Genomic DNA, 24,057 nt, shown 5'->3' with positions numbered 1-24,057 from the left:
TAAAATTTTAATTTTACTTTCTATTATTCCTAACTTAATTAAAAAAACCAATATGTTAAAGTCAAAGGTAAGCCTTCTGATTTTGCTGCTAGTCGGTTTTGGACTGAATCTTGTTTCACCGGATTTAGCAGAGGCGCAGCGACGAAAGAGAAAAAAGGACAAACAAGAAGAAAAAGATACGGAAAAGAAGCCTTCAAAATCCAAGGATGGATTTAAACTTTATGGTGAAATAATTAAAGACAGCGCCCAGAGTAAAGCAGGGCTTTTTACTGTTCATAAGGTAGATGAAAAATACTATTATGAAATTCCTGAAGAAATGCTCGGCAGGGAAATGCTTATGGTTACCACTATCGCAAAGACAGCAAATGGAATAGGTTATGGTGGTGAGCGCACCAATACCCAAATGCTCAAATGGGAAAAGAAAGACAAAAATATTCTATTGAAAGTGGTCTCTTATGCCAATACTGCAGCGGACTCTCTTCCAATTTATCAAGCGGTAAAAAATTCCAACTTGGAACCTATTTTATACCGTTTTGATATTGAAGCCAAAGGAAAAGATGAAAAGGGCTGGTTGATTGAGGTGTCAGACCTATTCTCTAAAGATATACATGCGCTTGGTTTACAACAAAGGCGCAGGAAAAGCTATAAAGTGACGCGGCTTGATACGGACAGGTCATATATAGAAAGAATCAGCCCATATCCTACCAATATTGAAGCCAGGTATGTATTGACTTATGCGGCTTCTGCTCCCCTTCTAATGCTTCAACCGGGCTTATTACGGTGGAAATGAACAGCAGTATGGTTTTGCTCCCAGAAGAACCCATGAAGCAAAGACTCGCTGACCGTAGGGTTGGCTGGTTTAATACTAGGGTAACAGATTATGGCCTAGATGCACATAAAGCAAGTCAACGAATTTATCTGGATCGATGGAGGCTCGAAGTAAAAGAGGAGGACATAGAAAAATTTAAGGCTGGAGAACTTGTGGAGCCCAAGAAGCAAATTGTCTATTATATTGACCCGGCTACACCTTCCCAATGGGTACCCTACTTGATTGCAGGTGTGGAAGATTGGAATGCCGCTTTCGAAGAAGCCGGATTTAAGAATGCCATTACCGCCAAAGAAGCCCCTAGCCCGGAAGAGGATCCCGATTGGAATCCGGAAGATGCCAGGTATTCTGTGATTAGGTATTTTGCTTCTAATATTCAGAATGCCTATGGTCCGCATGTGTCAGATCCCCGGTCAGGGGAAATTATTGAATCTGATATTGGCTGGTATCACAATGTAATGAACCTGTTGCGCAATTGGTTTTTGTGCAAACTGCAGCAATAAACCCTGACTCTCGGGCGATACAATTTGACGATGAAGTGATGGGAAGGTTAATTAGATTTGTTTCTTCTCATGAAGTAGGGCATACCCTTGGTTTGCCGCATAACTTTGCCTCATCCTATGCTTACCCTGTAGATTCCTTGCGCTCAGCTACATTTACCGCGAAATATGGTACAGCACCTTCTCTTATGGATTATGCCCGTTTCAACTATATAGCCCAGCCTGAAGACAAAGGGGTGCATTTGTTTCCTGAGGTAGGGCCTTATGATAAGTTTGCGATTGCATGGGGGTATAAGCCTATACCTGATGCTGTTACTCCTGAAGATGAGCAGGAAATCCTAGACCAATGGATTTTAGACAAAAAGGGGATCCTATTTATCGCTATGGAAGGCAAGGGAATCCCTATGACCCAAGTGCACAAAGTGAAGACTTGGGCAATGATGCAATGAAAGCATCGGATTATGGAATCCAAAACCTTAAACGAATCCTTCCTAACCTGATTGAATGGACGGGAGAATTGGATAAACCCTATAAAGATTATGATGACCTAAAAGAACTATATGGGCAAGTACTTACTCAGTACAACCGCTATATGGGACATGTAAGAACAAATATTGGTGGGGTTTATGAAATATATAAAGCCATAGGTCAGGATGAGCCTGTTTATATTCATGTGGATAAAGCCAAGCAAAAGGAAGCCATGGCATTCATTCAAAAGGAGCTGTTTTTGACTCAGGATTGGTTAATTGATGATAATATTACTGCTAGGATTGAGGATTTTGGGGTTCTAGATAGGATAAGGAAATTGCAAGTGGGTACCCTCAATGGGATTTTAGATTGGGGTCGTCTTGGAAGAATTATAGAGAATGAAGCCCTAAATGGAGCTGAAGCTTATGATTTGTTGGAAATGATGACTGATTTGAGAAAAGGAATTTGGGAGGAATTGCCTTCTGGAAAATCCATTGATGTCAATCGAAGAAGTCTGCAAAAGGCACATTTGGAAAAACTTGAAGAGTTGATGACCAAGGATGCAAGTGGTCGATCAGCTTCCTCTTTAAATGCCTCGCAATCGGATATTCCCTCAGTGGCACGTGCTTCGCTGAATGTAATCCAGACGGAGATCAAAAGAGCTATTCCTAAAACTTCAGACCCTATGAGCAAAATTCATTTGAAAGATTGTCTTGAGAGAGTTAATAAAATATTAGACCCTTCTTAAGGGCTTATACCAACCCTTTTAATTAAAAAGGCCATGAAATACTCTCATGGCCTTTTTGTTGATTTTTATTTATTCCATATATCCCAAGCAGCTTCTGCTTGGAGATGGAGCATTTCTATTCCATTTTTTGTTTTCGCTCCCATTTTAGCTGCAGCCTTCATCATGGCCGTTTCAGTGGGGTTATACACCAAGTCATAATACCAATTATTGGCTGTTAAGTGCTCCACCGGCAAATCCGGCATGGCTGAGGTATTCGGGAAAGTGCCCAGAGGGGTGCTGTTAATGATCAGTGGGTATTCTTGAAGTAAGCTCGGTGAAGCAAGGATTTTTCGTAGCTAGTAACCTTTTTGGTGGAAGCATCAGGCTTTCTAGAGACTTTTAAATAGGAGATTTCCAGATCTTTCAAGGCCTGGCAAACAGCCTTAGATGCACCACCTGTTCCCAATACCAAGGCTTGGGGTTTTTCCTTTCCAATCCAGTTGGTCAGGGAGGTTTTGAATCCATAGTAATCAGTATTGTATCCTATTAAACCTTTTTTCGTTAGTTTGATGCAATTAACTGCACCGATGGCTTTACAGGCAGGGTCTAAATTGTCCAAAAAGGGAATGACTTGCTCTTTATAAGGTATGGTCACATTAAGTCCGATTAACCCGTCCTGTGAGGAAATGATTTCCGGTAGATCTTGGATCGTTGGGATTTCATATAAATCATACCGGCAATCTTTTTTTCCTTCTCTATTGAATTTATCAGAGAAATACTTTTTGAAAACGAATGGGTAAGCGGATAACCTATTAAACCGTATTTTTTCATTCTTTTCTAAAATTATAAGCCAGCCTTTCAAGCCCAACGACCAGCACAACACCAATTAAAAATGCCAAAATAGCGATTAGAAAGACAGGTTCCTGTCCGGTTTCAGCAAGGTACACATGGGGCAAAATATTTTCTGTTAAAAATGGCTTTTGAGCACCCGAACTAGATACCCTATAGCTTAGGATTTTTTTCCAAGGCCAAATTTTATTGATAGATCCTATCATAAAGCCTGACAAGAAGGACAAGGTAAGGGCGTGATAGTTTTTCAAAAACCAAGAAATCACCCTACTAAACAATAATAAACCGGTGATACATCCCAAAGCAAAGACCATCAGGACCAAAACATCCTTTTCATTGACAGCGTTGAGGATAAACTCATATTTTCCCAAGATAAGCAATAAGAAACTACCGGAAATTCCCGGAAGTATCATGGCACAAATGGCAATGGCTCCTGCTGCGAAAGTAAACCAAATGTTATTTGGTGAAGAAATCATCGGAAGCTCAGTGATAAAATAAGCAATGAGCGCTCCTATAGGAAACATCAGAATAGCGACAATGGTCCATCGTTTGATATCCCGAAGAATAATGATGGCACTAATAAGTATCAATCCACAGAAAAAAGACCACAATGGTATGGGGTATTTATCAATCAAAAAAGTTATAACTTTTGAGAAAGCAAAAATACTGGTAAGGATTCCTGAAAACAAGGTCAGTAGGAAACCTGCATTTACATGTTTCCAGAAAGCCACAACCTCAAATTTTGCCAATAGCTTTATGGCGGTAAGGTCAAAGGAATTGATGCTGGCCAGAAGCTCCTCATAAATCTTTGTTACCAGTGCTATTGAACCACCGGAAACTCCGGGGACAATATCGGCACTTCCCATACCCATGCCTTTTAAGAAAAGCAATGCCTTCTCTCGAAACTTATTCATTGAATGGACTTTTAAATAATGAGATTGAAAATTATTTGTTTAAAAAGAAATCGAAAGTATCTCCTCTTAGTCCAAGTCTTAGCGTTTCCAATGGAATGATTTCATTGGGGGCAATATTTCCTAAATTCACATTGGTACCCAGCAGTTTGATAAACCAAACTTGTTGCTCCTTCTGTGGTGCTTCCCAAATAATCCTCTCTTCCGGAACCTGGGTTAAAATTTCTTCAACCAGCCCCTGTCTTACTTCTCCTGAATCTCTGAATAGTCCTACAGTACCTCCCTCTCTAGCTTCGCCGATTACCTTCCATGCACCGGCACTAAGTTCCTTTTGCATTTGATCAATCCATTTATACGGAGGAATGATTTTGGCAGCATCTTTTGAACCTACTTCTGAAAGTACAGTTACATCCTTTGCTAGGGTTTGAATGTATTCACATTTTGTGTCATGGTCCAAGGTGATGGAACCATCTGAAACTTCTACAAAAGAAAGTTGGTACTTGTCTAAAAGTCGCCTATAATCTTCAAATTGATCCCTTATGATAAAAGCTTCAAATAAGGTGCCTCCAAAATAAACAGGGATGCCTGCGGCCCTATAAATATCAATTTTTTCTTTTAGTTTGGTAGTGACATAAGAAGTGGCCCAGCCTAATTTGACAATATCTACGTAATCTCCATTAGCTTCTATGAAGTCTTCCACTTCTCTTAGACTTAAACCCTTGTCCATAGCCATGGTAAATCCCGAATTTCTTGGCTTTTGTGTTCTGGATGGGATGCTGTTCAGGATGTAATTCATTCAATATGATTTTGATATAAAAGATAAATAGGAGTCTTATTCTTTAAAACCCTCTCTATACTGATTGATTATTTTATAGATTGCTTTTTGTTGTTCCAGTTCAGGCATCAACTCATAAAGCAAAGTGTGTTTTTCAAAGTCCAAAGTTAATGCATTTTCCAAAATTGAAAAGGCTTCTTTGTATTTACCTGTTTTAATCATGTATACTACCAGTCGGTAATACAGGCTCGCTTCCTCAGGGAGCTCTTCCAAGCCTTCCATTATTACATCTTCCGCCTCCTCAAATCGATTTTGATCAAAGTAGATCAATGAAAGGTTGACATAGGTTTCTAAAATACCGGGTTCCAGGTTAATGGCCTCTTCGTAGGCTTCAGAACTTGACTGTAGGTTGCCCAGTTCATATTCTGCATCAGCCAGCCCCACCCAATAGTTGGCATTTTCTGCAGTTAATTTGATGGCCTTTTTGAAATAATGTATGGCTTCAAAATATTTTTTCTTTTTGATCATACACATACCTAACCCAAACCACGCATCATCATATTCTGAATCCAGCTTAGCGGATTTTTTAAAATACTTGAATGCCATGTCTATTTGATCCAGCTTTTCATAAGAAGCCGCGAGATAACAGCAATTTTCGGCATTGCTTCCTTCACAATTGATTGTATTTAGATAGGCTTCTAGTGCTTTTTCATACTGGTTGGTATTCATCAAGGCATTGCCGAGATTGAAGTACGCAGAGGAGAAAGTGTCATCAATCAATAATGCATAGTCATAGGCAGCGATGGCATCCTCAAACTTACCCAAGCGATTATAAACCACTCCAAGGTTATACCAGGCGTTGGCATTGTAAGGGTCTTGGTCGATAAATTCTTGATAGAAATTCAGGATTTCATCGAATGAACCTTCTTCGTCAGTAAGCATGGCCAGCTGAAACAAGGCGTCTTCATGATTGATTTTAAGCTTTACGGCCTCTTTAAGGCATTCAATGGCCTCCCTGTTTTTATTTTCAATCCTGTAAAAATTACCCAAAAGGTAAAATACCTCGGCCTTATCTTCAGCCAAGGGGATGAAGTTTTGTAGCAATTGAATGGCATCTGAATTCTGGTCCAATATGGACATGGCATTGGCCAAAGTCAGCACTATGTCTTCGTTATTGGGGGAAATATTGTTTAGATTTTCAAGAATCTCTAAACCTTCTTCAACCTCATCGAGAAATATATGCGATTGAGCCATCAACAATTTTATTTCAATTGAAAATGGAAACTTAGACAAAGCCCATTCGCTGGTTTTTAATGCTTTTCTATATTTAAAATGATCATGGTAATATCTAATGATATCTTCTAGCTCTTCTTCTCCGAAGAACAAATTTAAGTTAGCGCTAAGTGAGTCCTCAAACCTCTTAACCAACTCTTTCTCTTGATCTGAATGATTATCAAAATCTTCTGTCATAGGTTTGATGTAATTTTTAAACTTAATGTACCAATTTTATTCTTGAGATGGCCTAAACCATTCAAGTTTTTATGATTAATTAACGACTTTAGAAGGAGGTTAATTAATTGATATTGCCCATTTAAAGGTGTCCGTTAAAGGGGTATAGGTATATTTTGTAATTGTATTAATTTTTTGGTTATCATACCTGATTTTGCTTTGAGCAGATTTAATCGTCTGTCGTGTAACAGGTATTTTATTTTTTGCAAAATAATTATAAAGCATGGACCAGTTGATTACCATTCTGGCCATCAAATTATTCAAAGGTTTTTTGGGTGGGGTTAATTTAAATTCTTTGGCCATTTCTTTAAAGAAGGTTTCATAAGGTATGGCTTCTTTATTGATGATGTACCGTTGCCCCCAGGTTCCGGATTCGATCAAGGTATTGATCAGGGAAACAGCATCCCTAATGTCTATATAATTAATGTCTCCAATTGGAAAATACCGGTTTCCTTCCAGTACATACCTGTAGATTTGGCTGGAACTCCTTTCATCGCCAATTTTGGCCAATAAAATTGAAGGATTGAAAACCATTACCTCAAGTCCTTCTTGTGCCCCACGCCAAACTTCAAGTTCTGCAAGATGCTTTGAAATGGCATAGGGAGTATTGAGAGGTGAATTGACCCATTTCTGATCTTCATTGATTAGCGGACTGGCATCCTTCCCGAGTGCAGCAATAGAGCTTATAAAGACCAATTTGTTGCAATTTGAAGATAGCATGGCATTGACCAAACAGGCCGTACCTTGGGTGTTTGTTTCCAGTAAGGCTTCTTTTTAGACTCATCAAATGAGACCATACCGGCTGCATGGATCACTAAATCCTGATTTTCACAGGCTTCAATAAGCAATTCCACATCATTGATCTCACCCTCATACCAATTGATTTGGGAAGCGAGATTTCCCAGAAGCCGGGTGCTACTGTTTTTTCTTTTGAGCCCGGAGATTTGAGCTTTTCCGGCATAGCTTTTTGCCAGATAGCTTCCCAATAATCCGGTAATGCCGGTAATTAATATTTTTTTCACACGCAATAAAGCTTACAGGTTGTTATAATTCTTTATTCCACAAATCCATTTCCTGTAATTTATCATAGTATTTGCTATGGGGTAACCTTTCCATGGCATTGAGGTACTTTTCATTGTGGCAGTCTGTTCCTGCCAATTTTACCAAGTTTCTGTCTATTAATTTCTCGGCAAATTTTTTTACTCCTTTTGAGTAATAACCCGTCAGTGAAAGTAAGTTAAGCTGAAACGGAATGTTTCTGTCTATCAATGCATCGAGAGTTTCCACCTCTTGATGTAAATAAATGTATCTTTCCGGATGTGCAAATACCGGCTGGTAGCCCAACATTTCCATCTTAAAGAAAGTATCCAAAAGAATGTGAGGCTTACTCATAAATCCGGTTTCTACAAGTACCATTTTATTGCTCCCAAAAGAGAGAATGGGTTCTTTGTTTTCAATTTTTTCGTAGAAAACTTCATCCAAGTAATATTCCGCTGCAGCGTCCAGTTCAATGTCAATTCCGGCTTCCTTTACTGCCATTCTAAGTTTTTCTAATCCTGCCCCAATGATTTCAGGGGTGTTTTTGAAAAACTCACTCATGATATGTGGGGTGATAATTAATTTTTTCAACCCATAACCTGAAAGCCTGCTAATTAGCTCTATGGACTCTTCCATACTTTGTGAGCCGTCATCTATGCCAGGTATCAGGTGACTGTGCATGTCTGCCCTAAGCCAGCTGAGGTCTAGGGGTTTGTTTTTTGGTGATTGATTAAATTTTTTAAATAGTTTAATGATAGACATTAAAGTCCTCCTTTGCTTATTTCTGTGAATTTTTCAACATCAGGCCATAACTGGTCTTTTTCTGACAGTAGTGGTTCATCCACTCCCCAATCAATGCTTAACTGTTTATCATTCCAAATAATTCCACCTTCACTTTCTTTGTTGTAAAGGTTAGAACATTTATAAGTAAATACAGCATCTTCCCAGACGGCAAAGCCATGAGCAAAACCTTTAGGAACATATAACATATTTTGTAATTTTTCATCAAGGACCACAGAATGGAATTTCCCATAGGTGGCTGAGCCTTTTCTTAGGTCTACACAAACATCCAAGACTTTGCCACTAATGACCCTTACTAGCTTTGCTTGCGCATGTTCGCCCTTTTGAAAGTGGAGACCACGAACAATTCCGGCTTCAGAATAGGATTGATTGTCTTGGACCCATGTGGTGTTTAATCCCTTCTTTTCAAAACTATCTTGTCGGTAACTTTCTAAAAAATAACCCCTTGCATCTTTAAATACTTTTGGGTAGATTTCATATACATCTTTAATAGGTGTTTCCCTGATTTCCATACCTTTGGATTTATATCTCTAAAAACGTTGCAATTTGACAATTATGTTATGAAGATATATAAATTTGAAACGAAATTGTACAGTTGTGGTTTAAAGATTGGTTCTTAAATGTTTTTGTACCGGAATTTATATCCAAATACCCGGATTTAATTTAACTGATAATGAATCTATTATTAACACAATATGTTATAATTTCCTGAGTTAAAAAAGATTGATTTAAACTTTCTGAATGAGTAAACATAGTAGAAAATTAGCAAAATTAGTAGATACTTCTCCCAAAGAAGAAACGGCCATATTGGTAGCACTTATCCATCAAAATGAAACGGAAAAATTGGTGCAAGATCATTTGGACGAACTGGCGTTTTTAACGGAGACTTTAGGGGCGAAAGCCATTCACCGGTTTACCCAAAGGATGGACAAACCGGATACTAGGTCTTTTGTTGGAACCGGTAAACTTGAAGAAATAAAGGCCTATGTCGAATACTTTGATGTAGACATGGTCATCTTTGATGAAGACCTAAGCCCTTCTCAAGTTAAAATTCTGGAAAATGAGTTGAAGATTAAGGTTTATGACCGATCCATGTTAATCTTGGATATCTTTCTAAACAGGGCCCAAACTGCCCAAGCCAAAACCCAAGTTGAATTGGCTAGGTTTCAATACCTATTGCCAAGGCTTACTCGAATGTGGACTCACCTAGAGCGACAAAGAGGTGGTACTGCCACTCGTGGAGGAGCAGGTGAAAAGGAAATAGAAACAGATAAAAGGGATATCAGGAGAAAAATTGATATTCTTAAGGATAAGCTCAAGAAAATTGAGAAACAAGGCCAAACTCAACGAAAAGGCAGACAAGGGATTGTGAGAGTTGCCCTAGTGGGATACACCAATGTGGGTAAAAGTACCTTAATGAATCTTTTGACTAAGGAAAATATTTTAGCAGAAAACAAACTTTTTGCAACAGTAGACTCCACGGTTAGAAAGGTTGTTTTGGAAAATATACCTTTTCTAATCTCAGATACAGTTGGTTTTATTAGAAAGCTTCCGACTCACCTTATTGAGTCTTTTAAATCTACTTTGTCTGAAATTGAAGAAGCAGACCTTTTGGTGCATGTGGTGGACATTGCCCACCCAGGATTTGAAGATCAAATAGCTGTGGTAAACCAAACGCTAAGAGAATTGGGCGCAGGTGATAAGCCAATGATCATGGTTTTCAATAAAATTGACATCGCTCCCAAAATGCCTTCTGAAGAAGAATTGATGGAAATGTCAGAATTTGAAGTGGAAGAGGCAAATTTCATCGATTTTGAAAAACTGAAAGTAAGTTATGCGAAAAAATCAGCCATTAATCCGGTTTTTATGGCAGCAGGTGATGGTACCAATATTGATGAATTAAGAAAAACTATCATAGAGGAAGTGAAGAAAATTCATAAGAAAATGTATCCACATTACCTTGAAGATGAAGTTGTAGATTTTTCTCAATATTCCGATGAGGAATAAACAATTTTAGCCTAGCGGAGCTTAAGTCCGGCCAAGCTTTTTCTTGAGTGAGTTGGTTTAACTGATTTGGGAAAAAGGTTGGCCGTATTAACGAATTAAATTAAGCCAATGGCATTCATTCACCACGTTTTTTTAGGATAAAGCTTTCCATTATAGGCTGATGTACTATTTTTTCCTGTAGGTATTTGGTGTACAATGCCTGTTATCGAATAAATATTCAATTTATATTTTAATTATAAATACATTGAAAAGGTTAGTAGCTTGGCTTGGAAGGGTTTTATTAGTCTTTTGGGGTATATCGGTGCTAATGGTCTTGGCACTTAAGGTATTGCCGGTTTATTTCACACCCTTGATTGGTATTCGGACCATACATCAGGTATTCTCTGAAGAAAAGGTGGTGCTTAATAAAAAATGGGTTCCTATAGAAGAAATATCTTCTCACTTGTATATGGCGGTGATTGCCTCAGAGGACCAAAAATTTTTAAACCATAATGGCTTTGATTGGGAGGCCTTGGAAGGTGCCATGGCAGATTATAGATCAGGTAAGCGGTTGAGAGGAGGAAGTACTATTTCCAATCAAACAGCTAAAAATGTTTTTCTCTGGCCCGGAAGGAATTTTGTCAGAAAAGCTCTGGAAGCCTATTTTACTGTGTTAATCGAATTGACTTGGAGCAAACAAAGAATACTTGAAGTCTACCTGAATGTAATAGAAATGGGGGATGGCCTGTATGGTGCTGAGGCGGCTGCTCAAAAGTACTTTAACAAACCGGCCTCCAAACTTTCCCGACAAGAAGCGGCGTTGATTGCAGCGATACTTCCCAATCCTATCCAATGGCGAGCTGACCGCCCCACAGGCTATATTAAAAAGAGACAAGCGTGGATACTGAAAAACATGAATAACCTAGGGGAGCTAAAATTTGAAAATTAAGAGCTCATTATTTTCTAATGATACTTCTAAGTCGAGTTGTAAACCTTGGTTTGTCTTCCATGACATTCAAGTCATCTTCTGAAATACGCTTTACGCTTTCAATGGTATAGAAAGCTTTTTCATCGCTTTCTTTTAGTTTATTTATCAAACCCGGAAGCATTTCCCTCTTGATCACAGTAAACATCAAAATTACTTTCCCATACCTACCCTCTGCACCTACAGAGGTGAATCTAAAGCCTCTTTCTTTCATGTATTCAACCAATTGAGGAAGTGGCTCAGGGGTAATGATTCGAACCAGCACTCTTCCCAAAGCCAATCGTTCCTCAATGACCATTCCCACATAAGTACCTGTAGCGAAACCGCCTGCATAAGCAATATAAGACATTGGGTTGCTAATATTTTGAAAAATTTGACCTATGGCTAAGAGCCAAATAAAGGCCTCGAAAAAGCCAAGTATGGGCGCTATTGTTTTTTTGCCATTGAGTACAAACATTATTCTCAGGGTATTGATAGAAACATCCACCACCCTGGCAAAGAAGATCAATAACGGCATTACCAAGTAGTCAAAAAACGTTTCGGAAATACCAAAAGACGCTATAAATTCCTGCATGAGATTTATGAATTTTTGAAAACGCAAAAGTAAGCAAAGTAAATCAGATTAAATAGCTTTCTTCATGTCTAAACTATTGGTAATCAAAAATATTTGTCCGGAATTTATGAATGTAGATCAAGCCAATTTACCAATTAAATTTGCTTCAAATTGAAAACCTAAATTGTTCTGTTTTTACCTGCATGATATCCAAAATAAGTGAATAAAGTGGAGGCAATAATCATCAGGTAAATCAATAAGTCCCAATCCTGCCAAATATCAAAAGCGACACCAAATAACATGGGGCCGAACGCAGCGAGGAAATACCCGGCAGACTGGGCCATACCTGATAAAGCAGAAGTGTAGTTATCCCCATCTGTTCGAAGGGCAATAAGGGTATAGGCCAAACTGATGCTTGCTCCCATGCCAAGGCCTATAAGTCCTATGCTAATAATGTTAAGCCATAGTATGGAGATAAACAAACTACTAAAGCCGATAACATATATTAGTCCTATGATGGTGTTAAAGATCGATTGTTGCTGGTATCTGACTGCAATAAACGGTGCCACAAAGGTGCCTGAAAGTCCGACGACTTGCATCAGGGAAGCGGTTAAGCCTGCTTCAACAGGAGACAAGCCCCTGTCGATCATCATGTCAGGAAGCCAAGTAACAAGGGTAAAGAAAAGAAAGGATTGTAAACCCATAAATAAGGTGACCTGCCAGGCCAATCTTGAACGCCATACAGACTTTCCGGGTTTTTCCGGTTTGATTTTTGGTTTGGGGCTGAGTTTTAATTGAGGCCACCAGACGATCAAGGCGAGGAAAAGCAGAGAACTCCAGAATAACAGAGAACCTCTCCATCCCCAATTTAAGTCAATAGCGAGTGGAACACTCAATGCAGTGGCAATCGCGGCCATTAATGACATGCCTGTGCTGTACATTCCGGTAACAGCTCCGGTTTTCATAGGCATTCGAGCTTTCACCAAAGGGATCAGCAAAACATTACAAATTACAATTCCTATACCGGTGAGGGCAGTGCCAAAAAAAATATTAAGGACCTGCTGACACTCTAATAATTGAGCCTATTCCGAGCACAACTAATCCAAGAAAAATAGCTTTGGCTTTCCCAAAATAGTCTCCTATTGCCGCTGAGAAAAGAGAGAAGATTGCAAAGCTTAGTAAAGGTAAAGTAGTAAGAAAACCAGCCAACCCATTAGAGATTGACATTTCTTCTCTGATATAGGGGATTAATGGACCTACAGCCGTAATGGAGGGTCGTAAATTAAATGATACAAGTAGGATCCCCAAAACCAACCATTGGTTGCTACTCTTGTTTTTTAATCGGCTGATGTTATGGCTAAAAGTCATGAAAGGTCAACCTTAGTAAGGTTGTATAAGGTTCCTTGAAATGTAAAATATGCACTTGTTTTTGTTTAATTGACTTACTAGTTGAGTAAGGTGGTTTTCGGGCCGGTTCCAGAGCGGATCCGAAGGAGTAGGCATAATGACTCGTCTTTGCTCCCCTCAAATACATATGTCTGATTTATTTATTTCTGCAAACCCTACATACAACAATTATTCATTCTCAAGTAAAACCTCAATGTAATTGACCATATCTTTTAATTCGGGACGGTAAGTCTTACGAATAAAGTTGTCATTTTCTTTTTTGTATTTTTCAAACATACCGGAGCCCTGTTTTTTTGAATACATAATATTGGCGATCCGGTCACAATATTTGATAAAAACAGCATTGGGCATTTCTTGCATTTCCTGGTAATATTTATCATTGGCCCTTTCATCTCGGTTTTTCCCTTTTTCATTGGTTAGTGCAAAAGCCAATTCTGCCACTGTTTCATTGGTGTTTTTCTTGACGTCATTATAGGTTTCTCTTGCATCCTCTATAATGTCATGCACCCAGCAAGCACATAAAACATTTTCGCGCTCTTCCTCTGCTACCAAGTAAATGAATTTTTCAGCCACTTCATGTACCATTTGAAGGTGATATTCGTATCCATTTTCTCCATATTTATGGTTAACGGCTTGGTGGGTTTTAATGGCGTAGGTAGTTGTTTTTTCTAACATATAGGAAATACTGTTGTTTGGGTTTTCTTTTCGAATTTGATAGGGCTATGCCTTGAATTTCTTTCGCTTTTTGCGGAAATCCGGTTGCTAAATGAACAAGTTTTTTTATAGGGGAGATTATTAAATAGGCATTTCAATTAACTTTAATCCGTTTGTGCAAACCGAAATATTCACTAGGTCTTCTACGTCCTCAAAGTCAAAAGTAAAAGTGAAAAATATCTTGAAAAAAACCAAACTAATTGTTGATAAGACCATTAATTTTCAGCTTGTTCCAGTAGGGGATTAACTTTTTCAACCAATCTAGATCGGCATTTTCAAGGATGCACAGGATTTGCCAGTTGTAAAATAATTTTCTTTTGTAACTTGGTAAAACGTTTACTCTCCATTGTTTTATTTTATTTTCTTGTCTACCTTATTCCTTCACTTATGAAACAATCAATTTTACTGGTTTTTTGTGCGATGGTTTCCATTACACAGTTATACGCTCAGTTTAAGTCCAATTATCCTGATATTCCGAGGGTTGATGTACATACCCATGTTGCCGGAGATATTTCCGGTATTTCAAATTACCTTAGCCTCGGTGACTTCTTAAGAGAGAAGAAAAACATAGAAATGGCATTATGGATTAACTTGGGAAATCGAAATACTCCCCTATTAAATATTGAAGAAATAGAGCAGGCCGGGAAGGGAAGGATGTTGTGTGGTATTGCGGATTTTAAGGCACATGATGGATTAAGTTATGCTCCTGAATCCCTGAAGAATTTCCAGGAACAAGGGTTTGTTGGTTATAAGATTTGGTCCGGACCTTGGTATAGGACACTGGCGAAGAAAGAAGATGGCTATCCATATATTGATGATCCTGCCCATGAAGCTACCTTTGCAGAAATGGAGCGGATAGGGTTTATGGGTGCCTCTATCCATGTTGCTGACCCCAATGGGCCTTTTGGTAATAGGACAGCTTGGCTGGAAGACCCCATAGAATATTGGACACAGATAAATGCCTGGAGAAATGTGCTTGAGAAACATCCGGATCTGCGCGTGGTTATGGCTCATGCCAATTGGCTGATTTGTCAGGATGCTCAAATAGACTATTTGCGCAATATGCTGGCCACCTTTCCCAACCTAAACATCGATTTGGCTGCAACTTTTCAATACTTTCATTTGGTAGATCGAGAAAATCTACGATCTTTTATGATTGAATGGGCGGATAGAATTGTTTTTGGAACAGATATAGGCAATGTTAAAAACGAAGAAATAAGCGAAAGGGCGGAGCAGTATTCACGGGCTTTTCAGATTTTAGAAACCGGAGATAAGGTAAATGGGGGCTTTTTTGGTGGACCGGAAACGATGGGTTTGGAGTTGCCCAAAGAAGTACTGGAGAAGATCTACTATAAAAATGCCATGCGACTTTATCCTCGAGTCAAGGACAACTTGCTAAAGCTTGGGTATAGCCTTGATTAAGTCCAACTTCTGACCTTGAATTAAACGTAAAAAAACTGTTTAGAATTAACTGTTTTAGAACCAAGGAAAGTTTGAAAACTTTCTGATTAAGTCAGCACTTCATTGATTACTTTTCCATGGACATCGGTCAATCTGAAATCCCTTCCTTGAAACTCATAGGTAAGTTTTTCATGATCAAAGCCCAATCTTTCCAAGATAGTAGCTTGTAAATCATGAACATGGGTTCGGCCTTCTATACCATAGTAGCCTATTTCATCGGTAGCTCCATGAATATAGCCTTTTTTTACGCCCGCTCCAGCCATCCACATGGTGAATGCCTCTAAGTGATGGTCTCTACCATCAAAACCTTCTCCAGTTCTGGATTCCATCATTGGGGTTCTCCCAAATTCCCCTCCCCATACCACGAGGGTGTCATCCAATAGGCCTCTTTGCTTGAGATCCCTTAGCAAGGCAGCAATGGGTTGGTCTATGGTTTTGCATGATCTGCGCATTCCTTCACCCACTCCATTCCCGGCTCCAACCCCGTGGGTGTCCCAGCGGTTGTCAAAGAGTTGAACAAAGCGTACCCCTTTTTCAACCAACCTTCTTGCCAGTAAGCAATTGTTGGCAAAAGAAGCTTTTCCCGGATTGGTGCCATACATTTGATGGATGTAATCCGGCTCATCGTTGATGTTCATGGTTTCTGGGACGGAAGTCTGCATGCGAAATGCCAGCTCGTATTGGGAAATTCGTGTTAGAATTTCAGGATCATTTGATTCCTTAAATTCCATTTCATTGATTTGGTTGATGGCATCAATGGATTTTTTCTCAGGTGACTGTCGATAGATTTTGGGTTAGACAAAAACAAAACAGGATCTCCTTCCGAACGACATTGGACTCCTTGATAAATGGTGGGTAAAAAACCACTTCCCCAAGCACTTTTGCCAGCACTTATGGCTCCCCCGCCAGAAGTGAGTACTACATAGCCAGGTAGGTCTTCATTCTCTGATCCAAGTCCATAAACAGACCATGCTCCTATACTCGGTTTGCCCAGTCGTGGACTTCCGGTGTGCATGAATAATTGTGCGGGAGCATGGTTAAATTCATTCGTATGCATGGCCTTTAAGAAGCTAACTTCATCAACCATTTTCGAAAATTCAGGCATATAATCTGATACATAAGCACCGGATTGTCCATGCTGACCAAAATTTGCCTGAGGTCCGAGAAGTTTCGGGGTGCCTTTTAAGAAAGCAAATTCTTTACCCTCCATCAGGGACTGGGGAGTATCCTGACCATTTAATTCTTGAAGTGTGGGCTTGAAATCAAAAAGCTCCAGATGTGAAGGTCCCCCTGCCATGTGAAGGAATATCACACTTTTTGCCTTGGGAGCAAAATGAGAGGCTTTCTTGTCTATTATTGAGGCGGCTGTTTGCTTAGCCCCGTATTATTTCCACAGCCCATCAGTGAACCCATGGCCAGTGCACCTAGGCCCGACGTACATTTCTTTAAGAAATGCCTCCTGCTGTTGTACTGAGCTTTACGGATAAATGCTTCTTCCCAAATATTCATTTTATCTTCTTGTTACAAATTCATCTAAATTTAACATGGCATTGCTAACCATACGCATGGCTGCTAGTTCTGCATTTTTATCCAGTTCTTTGCCTTCCTTTTGATAGTAAGAAAGGGACTCCAAATAAAGCTGATGAAGAACTTCTACTTTTTCCGGCTCAGGCACTTTGGCAGTAACCAGTCTTAGATTTTTTTCAATGCCATTTTTTATATTGTTACCGCTCTCTTTCAATATCCGCTTTGCCCAGGCATCTGCCGCTTCTATGTATACAGGGTCATTTAATAAAACGAGTGATTGGAGGGGGTGTTCGTTCTTATCCTTCTGGAAGTACATACTTCCCTGGATGGACTATCAAAAGTGACAAATGAAGGATAAGGGTGGGTTCTTTTCCAGTAAGTGTACACTGCTCTTCGGTATTTTTCTTCTCCCTCACTTGGAAACCAAAACTTTCCTCCAAAGCTGATGATGTTCTCAGGCTGGTAAGGCATTACACTTGGTCCCAGTTGTTTTTCATTCAATAACCCACTGATGGCCAAGGCTTGGTCTCTTATGGTTTCTGCAGGTAATCTTGTCCTTGAGCCTCTGGATAAGAACTTGTTATATGGGTCCTTTTTTATTTTGTGCTCGTCTGTAGCCGAATTTTGTCTGTAACTCTGAGACATCACAATTTTCTTGATCAATTTTTTCATTGACCAATTCATGTCATCCTGAAAGTTTACCGCCAACCAATCCAATAGTTCGGGATGACTTGCAGGAATGCCTTGGCTACCAAAATCCTCCATGCTTTCGACGATACCAAAACCAAATATTTGTTCCCAAATGCGATTGACAATTACGCGAGAGGTTAGGGAGTTTTCACCATCCACCAACCATTTGGCAAAATCCAGCCTAGTGGGATTGTCCTTGTTGATTGTTCCCATGATTTCAGGGGTGTTTGCTCTAACCTCTTCCCCCTTTGATCGCCAGTCGCCCCGTTCAAATACATGAGTTTTTCTTGAACGCGATTTTGGTAAATCCTTTAAAATTGGAGTTTCTATTGCTTTTGTATTGGATAATTCTTCCAACTTTGCCTGTAAACTTGGCGGATACTTATCCTTCAAAGGAGCCTTTTCATGATAGAAAACCCAGTCTACTCGGATAAGGTCCTGTGCAAAAGTTTGGTCTTTTTTAAAATAATAAAAGATATCTCGTGTGCCTGAAACCGGTTTAATCGATACTTTTAGTGTTTCCCAGTCTGTGGGGCGGTTGCCGGGAAAATTTTTGTCTGTAATCCTAAAAGTTCCTTCTCCGATTTTTTCCCCAAGTACTGAGTCTAGTCTTATTTCCACCTTAGCACCATAGAGAGAGGCATAACCCAAAGAAATGGCACTAACATCTGTCAGGTCTACATTTTCAAACATGATCCATGAGCTGTCTTGTACCTGCCAAATTGATTCCTGATCATGCGCTACCAATTCGATGAATCGGCTCTTGTCTTGAAACTCTTCGGCTTCAACCTTTCTGAAGCCTAAAGAATATAAAAGTTCTTGCTTTTGCTTATGTAAAAAGCGATCTGTTATTTTTGGGAGCTTTTCTGAAGGCCTCAAGTTTTCGTTTACCCAAGAAAGCAGTTCTTTGACCTTTTGTTCATCCTCTTTTTCATAAGTAAATACTTTGGGTTGTTCATTGTAAAGGTCTTTGTCTTGGGTATTGTTAAAAAACGCCTGACTTTTATAAAACTCTTCGTGTCTGATAGGATCATAAGGATGGCTATGACATTGAACGCATGCCATGGTTGTACCTTGCCATACCTCAAAGGTAGTACCTACCCTTTCCATCACTGCTGCCACCCTAAACTCCTCATCATTCGTTCCTCCTTCATCGTTTGCCATGGTGTTTCTGTGAAAAGCTGTGGCCAATAAATCAGATTCGGTAGGATCAGGCAATAAATCTCCGGCCAGTTGCGCAATGGTAAATTGGTCGAAAGGCATGTCTTGATTAAATGCTTCAATCAGCCAATCTCTGTACTTCCAAATTTCTCTATGCAAATCTTTTTCATAGCCTTTGGAATCAGAATAACGAGCCAGATCCATCCAAAAGGCTGCCCATTTCTCTCCAAAATGAGGAGAAGCCAAAAGTTGATCAACTTTGTTTTCATAAGCATTAGGAGAAGTATTGGCAATAAAATCATCATAGGCCTGGATGTCGGGTGGCAAGCCGGTAATGTCCAATGTCAGCCTTCGGAGTAGCAGTTCCTTTGGGGCCTCTTCATTAGGACTTAGCTCCATCTTGGCCAATTGCCTAAAAATAAAATGGTCAATTTCATTTTGGGCCGGTATTTCCATATCCACAGTAGGTACTTCTATATCCTTTGCTGGGGGAATATAGGCCCAGTGCTTTTCCCAGTTTGCACCTTGATTGATCCATTCTTTGATCAGGTTTATTTCTTCATTGGACAAAGGATCTTTGCCCAAAGGCATTCTTAGTTCGGGATCGTGGTGTGTAAGGCGTGTGACCATTTCTGAGGCTTCAGCATCTCCGGGGATTATTGCCGGTTTCCCTGATTCAGTGTCCATTTTTGCTTCCTCTTCAAATAGCAAGGAAAACCCTCCGGATTGTTTGACACCACCATGACATGAAATGCACTTGTTATTGATAATGGGGCGGATTTGGCGATTATAGCTTATCATTTCTTGCCGCGGCCATAACCAAAAAGTTAGGAGGAGTAATACAGGCAGTATGAAGAGGAGGAATCGGCTTTTCATTTTGGGTAGTTATGCTAATAGTAGCATTAAATGTAAGTAATAAATACTTTACTTTCAAAGCTCAATCCTGTACATTCCACCTCCTCTTGTATAATAAATCTTGCAAATTTGTAAATCAAGAAGTAACTTTTATAAACCAAACAGGATAGTACAGGGTGGTTGTATCACAAAATTTTAATAGTATTGTGTTATACAGCAATAGTAATTAATTAAGGGTAAACGCGGTTTTGCAGTGAGACAGGGAACTGAACCTTGTGATGAGGGGTAGGTATTCTTTGTTGGTGTTGCTATTTGGTTTAGTCAATTTCAAAACTTACACGCATAAAGCTTTAGACCCGGAAAAAAGTAATCGAATGAAAAGGATAAGTAAAGGTAACCTGTTAATCCTCCCGGCTGTGTTTTTTTTCATGGCATTAGGTATTACTACAGAGGTGAGTGCACTTGAAGCAGTCATGGTATTTCAGTTAGCTGAGGCTGAAACTACCTTTTGGTTGTGGAAGTTTTTAGGGCGTTTGCATCCTTTAGCTGTTCACTTTCCTGTAAGCTTTCTTTTATTGGCCGCCTTGTTGGAGTTGTTTACGCTTAAGGAATTTAACCATAAACTGAGACCGGGTATTAATGCCTTGGTATGGACAGGGGCCATAGGTGCACTTGTGGCTGTTGTTTTGGGATTGCTACTGGCAAATATTGAAGAATATGGAGGGGAGTTATTGGATATTCACCAGTGGACAGGAATCATAACAGCTGTTTTAGGGGTGTTATTACTTTTTTATTGGGAAAAATTAAAAATGGAACTCCCAAGCAAGCCATAAAAACTTTTAGAATAGTTTTATTTATTACTGCTCTGGGCGTTTCAATTGCCGGGCATTTTGGTGCCTCATTGACACATGGGGAGGAATACTTAACAGAGACTTTACCTTGGAATGAATCTTCCTATAAACCTGAAGACCTAAACATTGATTTGGTGGCCTTTGAGGAAGAAGGTGCATTAAGTGAACAAAAGCAAATAGAATTGGTAGGTAAGGTAAGGGCTGTTTTAGCCCACAATTGCTATAAATGTCACAGTGATGCCAAGATTAAAGGAGAATTAAGGCTTGACTCCAAAGCGTTTACTTTTGCCGGAGGTGAGTCAGGTCCTGTTATTATTCCGGGGAATGCTGATAAAAGTGAATTGGTGCGAAGGATAAAGCTTCCAAAGGATCACAAAGAGGCAATGCCTTCTAAGGGGAAGGTGCTTTCCGATGATGAGATAGCCTTGATTACTTTTTGGGTGAACAAAGGAGCTCCTTGGCCGGATGCTGCTGAAGAGGTGAGTGTGTTCAGGGTAGCCGAACTTGCTCCAAGACGACCTAACTTACCGGCCCAAAGAAAAGGATTGACCCAAGCCATCGACATTTGGGTAGATGAATATTTCGAAAAACAAAAAATAGCCTGGAAAGAACCTGTGGATGACAAGGTTTATCTAAGAAGGATATATTTAGATATAGTAGGTTTACAGCCTTCGCCGGAAGAATATTCGGCTTTTATAAAAGACAGCAGGCCTGACAAGAGGGCCATATGGGTAAGTAAACTGCTGGATAGAGATGACGATTATGCGACCCATTGGTTAACTTTCTGGAATGATGCCCTGAGAAATGACTATACCGGCACAGGTTATATTACCAAGGGGCGGTATGCCATTACCGATTGGCTGTACAATTCATTGCGTGACAATAAACCCTATGACCAATTTGTGAAACAGTTATTGAATCCTGATGAAAAGTCAAAGGGTTTTATTGAAGGGATACGCTGGAGAGGGGATGTCAACGCCAGTCAGGTTACTGAAATGCAAGCTGCACAAAATGTTGGCCAAGTGATTTTAGGCCTTAACCTGAAATGTGCTTCCTGTCATGACAGCTTTATCAGTGATTGGAAACTTAAAGAAGCCTATGCCTTTGCCAATATTTTTTCAGATTCATCCTTGGTTGTAAGCCGATGTGATATTCCTACAGGAGAGAAGGCAGGGACTAAGATTTTATGGGAAGAACTGGGTGAAATTGACAGTACTGCCAGCAGGTCCAAAAAGTTGGAACAGCTGGCCGAATACTTGGTGCAACCCGCCAATGGTAGGCTTTACCGCACCATAGTAAATAGAATATGGAAACAAATGATGGGTAGGGGATTGGTGGAACCTGCTGATGAAATGGATAATGTACCTTGGAGTCAGGATTTATTGGATTGGCTAGCCACAGATTTTGAAGAAGATGGTTACGACTTGAAGCAACTGATATATAAAATTGCTATATCCAAAGCTTATCAACAGCCGGCTGTAGGAGTAGAGAGCCCATTGTTTCTTGCTGAAGACGATTTTGTTTTTGAAGGGGCTGTTATTCGAAGGATGACAGCAGAACAATTTACTGATGGGGTAAGTCAAAAAATTCATCCCCTATTTACGGAGGAGGAAATGAAGTATGATCCAAATCAGCTGGCCGTTTCCGAGCAATCCGACATTGGCTTCGTTCGTGCTGCATTGGTGGCAAATAATGGTTTATTGAAAGCTTTGGGACGCACAAATCGGGAAGTGGTAATGACAAGCAGAGACAGTCAAGCCAGTTTATTACAAGCATTAGAATTAACCAATGGTGAAAAGCTTAACAATACCCTAAAAGAAGGAGCGGTTAAATGGAAAGAAAAGTATGAGGCAGGGGAAATTATTGTTGAGGAAGTCTACCAGCAACTTTTGGGAAGAGCGCCTCAGGAAAAGGAATTCAATATTGCCATGGCAGCTTTGGGAGATCAACCGGAGCCCGAAGCCATACAAGATTTGTTTTGGGCGGTTTTATTACTTCCTGAATTTCAATTAATTTACTAATAAAAAGCTTAAGCAATGAATTATAATTGGAGAAGAAGAGATTTCTTAAAAAAGACAAGTGCTGCTTCTATTGCAGCCATGGCTGCAGGAGCTCCAATTTCAGCCTTATTAAACGCATGCTCCCCTAAGGAGAAGATTGAAAGCACTGCGGATACCGTGATTTTGCTTTATATGGCAGGTGGAATGGCTCATACTGAGACTTTTGACCCAAAAAATATACCCCTTTTAGAAAGGGAATGGAGTCCAAGGAGGTGTTGAGTACCTTTAAAGCAGTCCCAACTGTTTTAGACGGGGTTAATTTTTCTGAAGGCCTTGAAAAAATAGGTGGGGTGATGGATAAAGGCAGTTTGATTCGCTCCTATGTAGCAGCAGATTTAGGGCATATATTGCATACCCGGCATCAATTTCATTGGCATACTTGCTATGAGCCTCCTCAGTCTGTAGCTGTACCGCATATGGGTTCGTGGATGGCCAAAGAGTTAGGACCTGTTAATCCGGTTATTCCGCCTTTTATTAACATTGGACAGCGGTTTACTGTAGGAGAAGGGGAGGAATTGAAGGCGTTTCACAGTGCGGGGTTTTTAGGAAGTGAGTATGGTCCTTTTTTGATTCCTGATCCTAGTTCCGGTTTAGATAGTGTGCGCCCTCCGGTTGGCATGTCAAACAAGCGATTTGAAGCCAGGAATCAGCTTTATGAGAATTTGATAAAAGAAAGTGCCATGGGAGAATTTGGGAGTGATTACCAAAAAGAATCGCTAAAGCGATCCATGGAGCAAGCCTATATGTTGTTGAATAGTCCCGAAGCAAAGGCTTTTGATTTAAGTCAGGAGCCCAAGGAGAAATATGATATTTACAATACGGGTAAATTTGGCTTGGGCTGCTTAATGGCCAAACGACTGGTGGATCAGGGGGCCAGATTTATAAGTGTTACATCAGAGTATGAACCCTTCGTAGGTTGGGATACCCATGAAAACGGACATACCAGGCTTAAAGGTATGAAAAAATTGATCGATGCGCCTATTGCTCAGTTAATTAAAGATTTGGATGAAAGTGGAAGGCTTGACAGGACTTTGGTGGTGTTGGCCAGCGAATTTAGCAGAGATATGTTGACAGAAGGAAGACCCGGTGCCAAAGTAAAAGACCAAGTGGAGGTTCCGGATATTATTGAAGACATGAAAAATTATGGAATGCACAGGCATTTTACAGACGGTTGTTCGGTGTTGATGTTTGGAGGAGGAATCAAAAAAGGCTATGTTTATGGTAAAACTGCCGATGAGAGGCCATGTAAAAGTATAGAAAAGCCGATTAAAATTGCGGCATTACACCAGACCATTTACCATGCCCTAGGGATGGATCCTGAAACGAATTACGAAATAGAAAAACGACCATTTTATACCACTCCAGATGGGCATGGAGAAGCTGAAATGGATTTATTCGCTTAA

At 39.8% G+C, this 24,057-nt stretch carries 18 protein-coding genes and 4 pseudogenes; 7 read left to right on the top strand and 15 right to left on the bottom strand.

All coding sequences use genetic code 11. The features are described 5' to 3' along the window. The first annotated feature begins 52 nt into the window (after positions 1-52). A pseudogene (locus tag WG932_RS18945) lies at positions 53-2,542 on the top strand (zinc-dependent metalloprotease). Positions 2,543-2,607: 65 nt separating this feature from the next. On the opposite strand, the gene WG932_RS18940 reads toward WG932_RS18945, so the two are convergent. The 9 genes from WG932_RS18940 to rfbC form a co-directional block, all read right to left on the bottom strand. Continuing rightward, positions 2,608-2,784, bottom strand: coding sequence for a hypothetical protein (locus WG932_RS18940; protein ID WP_483085016.1), 177 nt, complete (start codon positions 2,782-2,784; stop codon positions 2,608-2,610). A gap of 44 nt (positions 2,785-2,828) precedes the next feature. Further along, a complete protein-coding gene (locus WG932_RS18935) occupies positions 2,829-3,383 on the bottom strand; it encodes a shikimate dehydrogenase family protein (RefSeq protein WP_483085015.1) in 555 nt (184 codons plus the stop codon). Continuing rightward, the gene (locus WG932_RS18930; RefSeq protein WP_014019520.1) at positions 3,349-4,284 is read right to left on the bottom strand and encodes a DUF368 domain-containing protein; all 936 of its coding nucleotides are present in this window, start codon (positions 4,282-4,284) and stop codon (positions 3,349-3,351) included. Before WG932_RS18930 ends, WG932_RS18935 begins: the two co-directional genes overlap by 35 nt. Before the next feature lie 31 nt (positions 4,285-4,315). Then, on the bottom strand, positions 4,316-5,077 hold the full coding sequence (locus WG932_RS18925) for a phosphosulfolactate synthase (RefSeq protein ID WP_014019519.1): 762 nt from the start codon (positions 5,075-5,077) through the stop codon (positions 4,316-4,318). A gap of 36 nt (positions 5,078-5,113) precedes the next feature. Then, positions 5,114-6,526, bottom strand: coding sequence for a tetratricopeptide repeat protein (locus WG932_RS18920; protein ID WP_014019518.1), 1,413 nt, complete (start codon positions 6,524-6,526; stop codon positions 5,114-5,116). A 99-nt stretch (positions 6,527-6,625) separates the two neighbouring features. After that, positions 6,626-7,285: an NAD-dependent epimerase/dehydratase family protein gene (locus WG932_RS18915; RefSeq protein ID WP_483085014.1), complete on the bottom strand. Its 660-nt coding sequence runs from the start codon at positions 7,283-7,285 to the stop codon at positions 6,626-6,628. Further along, on the bottom strand, positions 7,249-7,587 hold the full coding sequence (locus WG932_RS18910) for an NAD-dependent epimerase/dehydratase family protein (protein ID WP_483085013.1): 339 nt from the start codon (positions 7,585-7,587) through the stop codon (positions 7,249-7,251). The genes WG932_RS18915 and WG932_RS18910 overlap by 37 nt, the downstream gene beginning before the upstream one ends. Before the next feature lie 22 nt (positions 7,588-7,609). Next, positions 7,610-8,365, bottom strand: coding sequence for a tyrosine-protein phosphatase (locus WG932_RS18905; protein WP_014019516.1), 756 nt, complete (start codon positions 8,363-8,365; stop codon positions 7,610-7,612). Further along, the gene (gene rfbC / locus WG932_RS18900; RefSeq protein WP_014019515.1) at positions 8,365-8,916 is read right to left on the bottom strand and encodes a dTDP-4-dehydrorhamnose 3,5-epimerase; all 552 of its coding nucleotides are present in this window, start codon (positions 8,914-8,916) and stop codon (positions 8,365-8,367) included. The genes WG932_RS18905 and rfbC overlap by 1 nt, the downstream gene beginning before the upstream one ends. A 229-nt stretch (positions 8,917-9,145) precedes the next feature. On the opposite strand from rfbC, the gene hflX reads away from it, so the two are divergent. Together hflX and mtgA are read left to right on the top strand one after the other, a co-directional pair. Continuing rightward, on the top strand, positions 9,146-10,411 hold the full coding sequence (gene hflX, locus WG932_RS18895) for a GTPase HflX (RefSeq protein ID WP_014019514.1): 1,266 nt from the start codon (positions 9,146-9,148) through the stop codon (positions 10,409-10,411). 244 nt (positions 10,412-10,655) lie between these two features. After that, positions 10,656-11,339 carry a monofunctional biosynthetic peptidoglycan transglycosylase gene (gene mtgA, locus WG932_RS18890; RefSeq protein ID WP_483085012.1) on the top strand — a complete coding sequence of 228 codons (684 nt, stop codon included), beginning with the start codon at positions 10,656-10,658 and terminating at the stop codon, positions 11,337-11,339. 7 nt (positions 11,340-11,346) lie between these two features. On the opposite strand, the gene WG932_RS18885 is transcribed toward mtgA, so the two are convergent. The 4 genes from WG932_RS18885 to WG932_RS18870 all read right to left on the bottom strand — a co-directional run bounded on the left by WG932_RS18885 (position 11,347) and on the right by WG932_RS18870 (position 14,010). Then, positions 11,347-11,949: a DUF2179 domain-containing protein gene (locus tag WG932_RS18885; protein WP_014019512.1), complete on the bottom strand. Its 603-nt coding sequence runs from the start codon at positions 11,947-11,949 to the stop codon at positions 11,347-11,349. A 158-nt stretch (positions 11,950-12,107) separates the two neighbouring features. Next, the gene (locus WG932_RS18880; RefSeq protein WP_483085011.1) at positions 12,108-12,926 is read right to left on the bottom strand and encodes an MFS transporter; all 819 of its coding nucleotides are present in this window, start codon (positions 12,924-12,926) and stop codon (positions 12,108-12,110) included. A 52-nt stretch (positions 12,927-12,978) separates the two neighbouring features. Then, entirely contained in the window at positions 12,979-13,296 is a 318-nt protein-coding gene (locus WG932_RS18875; RefSeq protein ID WP_483085010.1) for an MFS transporter, read from the bottom strand. Between the two features lie 207 nt (positions 13,297-13,503). After that, on the bottom strand, positions 13,504-14,010 hold the full coding sequence (locus tag WG932_RS18870) for a phosphohydrolase (protein WP_339680477.1): 507 nt from the start codon (positions 14,008-14,010) through the stop codon (positions 13,504-13,506). Between the two features lie 426 nt (positions 14,011-14,436). Between WG932_RS18870 and WG932_RS18865 the strand changes: the two genes are divergently transcribed. Next, the gene (locus WG932_RS18865) at positions 14,437-15,471 is read left to right on the top strand and encodes an amidohydrolase family protein (RefSeq protein ID WP_483085009.1); all 1,035 of its coding nucleotides are present in this window, start codon (positions 14,437-14,439) and stop codon (positions 15,469-15,471) included. A gap of 86 nt (positions 15,472-15,557) precedes the next feature. Here the strand turns inward: WG932_RS18865 and WG932_RS18860 are convergent. Next, positions 15,558-17,019: pseudogene (locus WG932_RS18860) on the bottom strand (DUF1501 domain-containing protein). Position 17,020: 1 nt separating this feature from the next. Further along, a pseudogene (locus WG932_RS18855) lies at positions 17,021-19,689 on the bottom strand (DUF1553 domain-containing protein). A 428-nt stretch (positions 19,690-20,117) separates the two neighbouring features. Between WG932_RS18855 and WG932_RS18850 the strand changes: the two are divergent. From WG932_RS18850 to WG932_RS18840, 3 genes and pseudogenes are all read left to right on the top strand, one after another. Beyond that, positions 20,118-20,576 carry a hypothetical protein gene (locus WG932_RS18850; protein WP_483085008.1) on the top strand — a complete coding sequence of 153 codons (459 nt, stop codon included), beginning with the start codon at positions 20,118-20,120 and terminating at the stop codon, positions 20,574-20,576. Then, positions 20,537-22,615, top strand: a complete 2,079-nt coding sequence (locus WG932_RS18845; protein WP_483085007.1) for a PSD1 and planctomycete cytochrome C domain-containing protein — start codon at positions 20,537-20,539, stop codon at positions 22,613-22,615. The genes WG932_RS18850 and WG932_RS18845 overlap by 40 nt, the downstream gene beginning before the upstream one ends. Positions 22,616-22,630: 15 nt before the next feature. Then, positions 22,631-24,057, top strand: a pseudogene (locus WG932_RS18840) (DUF1501 domain-containing protein).

It is taken from the genome of Cyclobacterium sp. SOCE241, assembly GCF_056867545.1.
Note: the sequence above shows the minus strand (reverse complement) of the source record. Positions and strands in the feature narration are given on the sequence as shown.

Bases quoted from the DNA above. Each gene is read 5' to 3' on its own strand.
- WG932_RS18940 (WP_483085016.1), bottom strand. From the start codon at position 2,784: ATGCCGGATTTGCCGGTGGAGCACTTAACAGCCAATAATTGGTATTAT.
- WG932_RS18930 (WP_014019520.1), bottom strand. From the start codon at position 4,284: ATGAATAAGTTTCGAGAGAAGGCATTGCTTTTCTTAAAAGGCATGGGT.
- WG932_RS18925 (WP_014019519.1), bottom strand. From the start codon at position 5,077: ATGAATTACATCCTGAACAGCATCCCATCCAGAACACAAAAGCCAAGA.
- WG932_RS18920 (WP_014019518.1), bottom strand. From the start codon at position 6,526: ATGACAGAAGATTTTGATAATCATTCAGATCAAGAGAAAGAGTTGGTT.
- WG932_RS18915 (WP_483085014.1), bottom strand. From the start codon at position 7,285: ATGCTATCTTCAAATTGCAACAAATTGGTCTTTATAAGCTCTATTGCT.
- WG932_RS18905 (WP_014019516.1), bottom strand. From the start codon at position 8,365: ATGTCTATCATTAAACTATTTAAAAAATTTAATCAATCACCAAAAAAC.
- rfbC (WP_014019515.1), bottom strand. From the start codon at position 8,916: ATGGAAATCAGGGAAACACCTATTAAAGATGTATATGAAATCTACCCA.
- hflX (WP_014019514.1), top strand. From the start codon at position 9,146: ATGAGTAAACATAGTAGAAAATTAGCAAAATTAGTAGATACTTCTCCC.
- WG932_RS18885 (WP_014019512.1), bottom strand. From the start codon at position 11,949: ATGCAGGAATTTATAGCGTCTTTTGGTATTTCCGAAACGTTTTTTGAC.
- WG932_RS18875 (WP_483085010.1), bottom strand. From the start codon at position 13,296: ATGACTTTTAGCCATAACATCAGCCGATTAAAAAACAAGAGTAGCAAC.
- WG932_RS18870 (WP_339680477.1), bottom strand. From the start codon at position 14,010: ATGTTAGAAAAAACAACTACCTACGCCATTAAAACCCACCAAGCCGTT.
- WG932_RS18865 (WP_483085009.1), top strand. From the start codon at position 14,437: ATGAAACAATCAATTTTACTGGTTTTTTGTGCGATGGTTTCCATTACA.
- WG932_RS18850 (WP_483085008.1), top strand. From the start codon at position 20,118: ATGAAAAGGATAAGTAAAGGTAACCTGTTAATCCTCCCGGCTGTGTTT.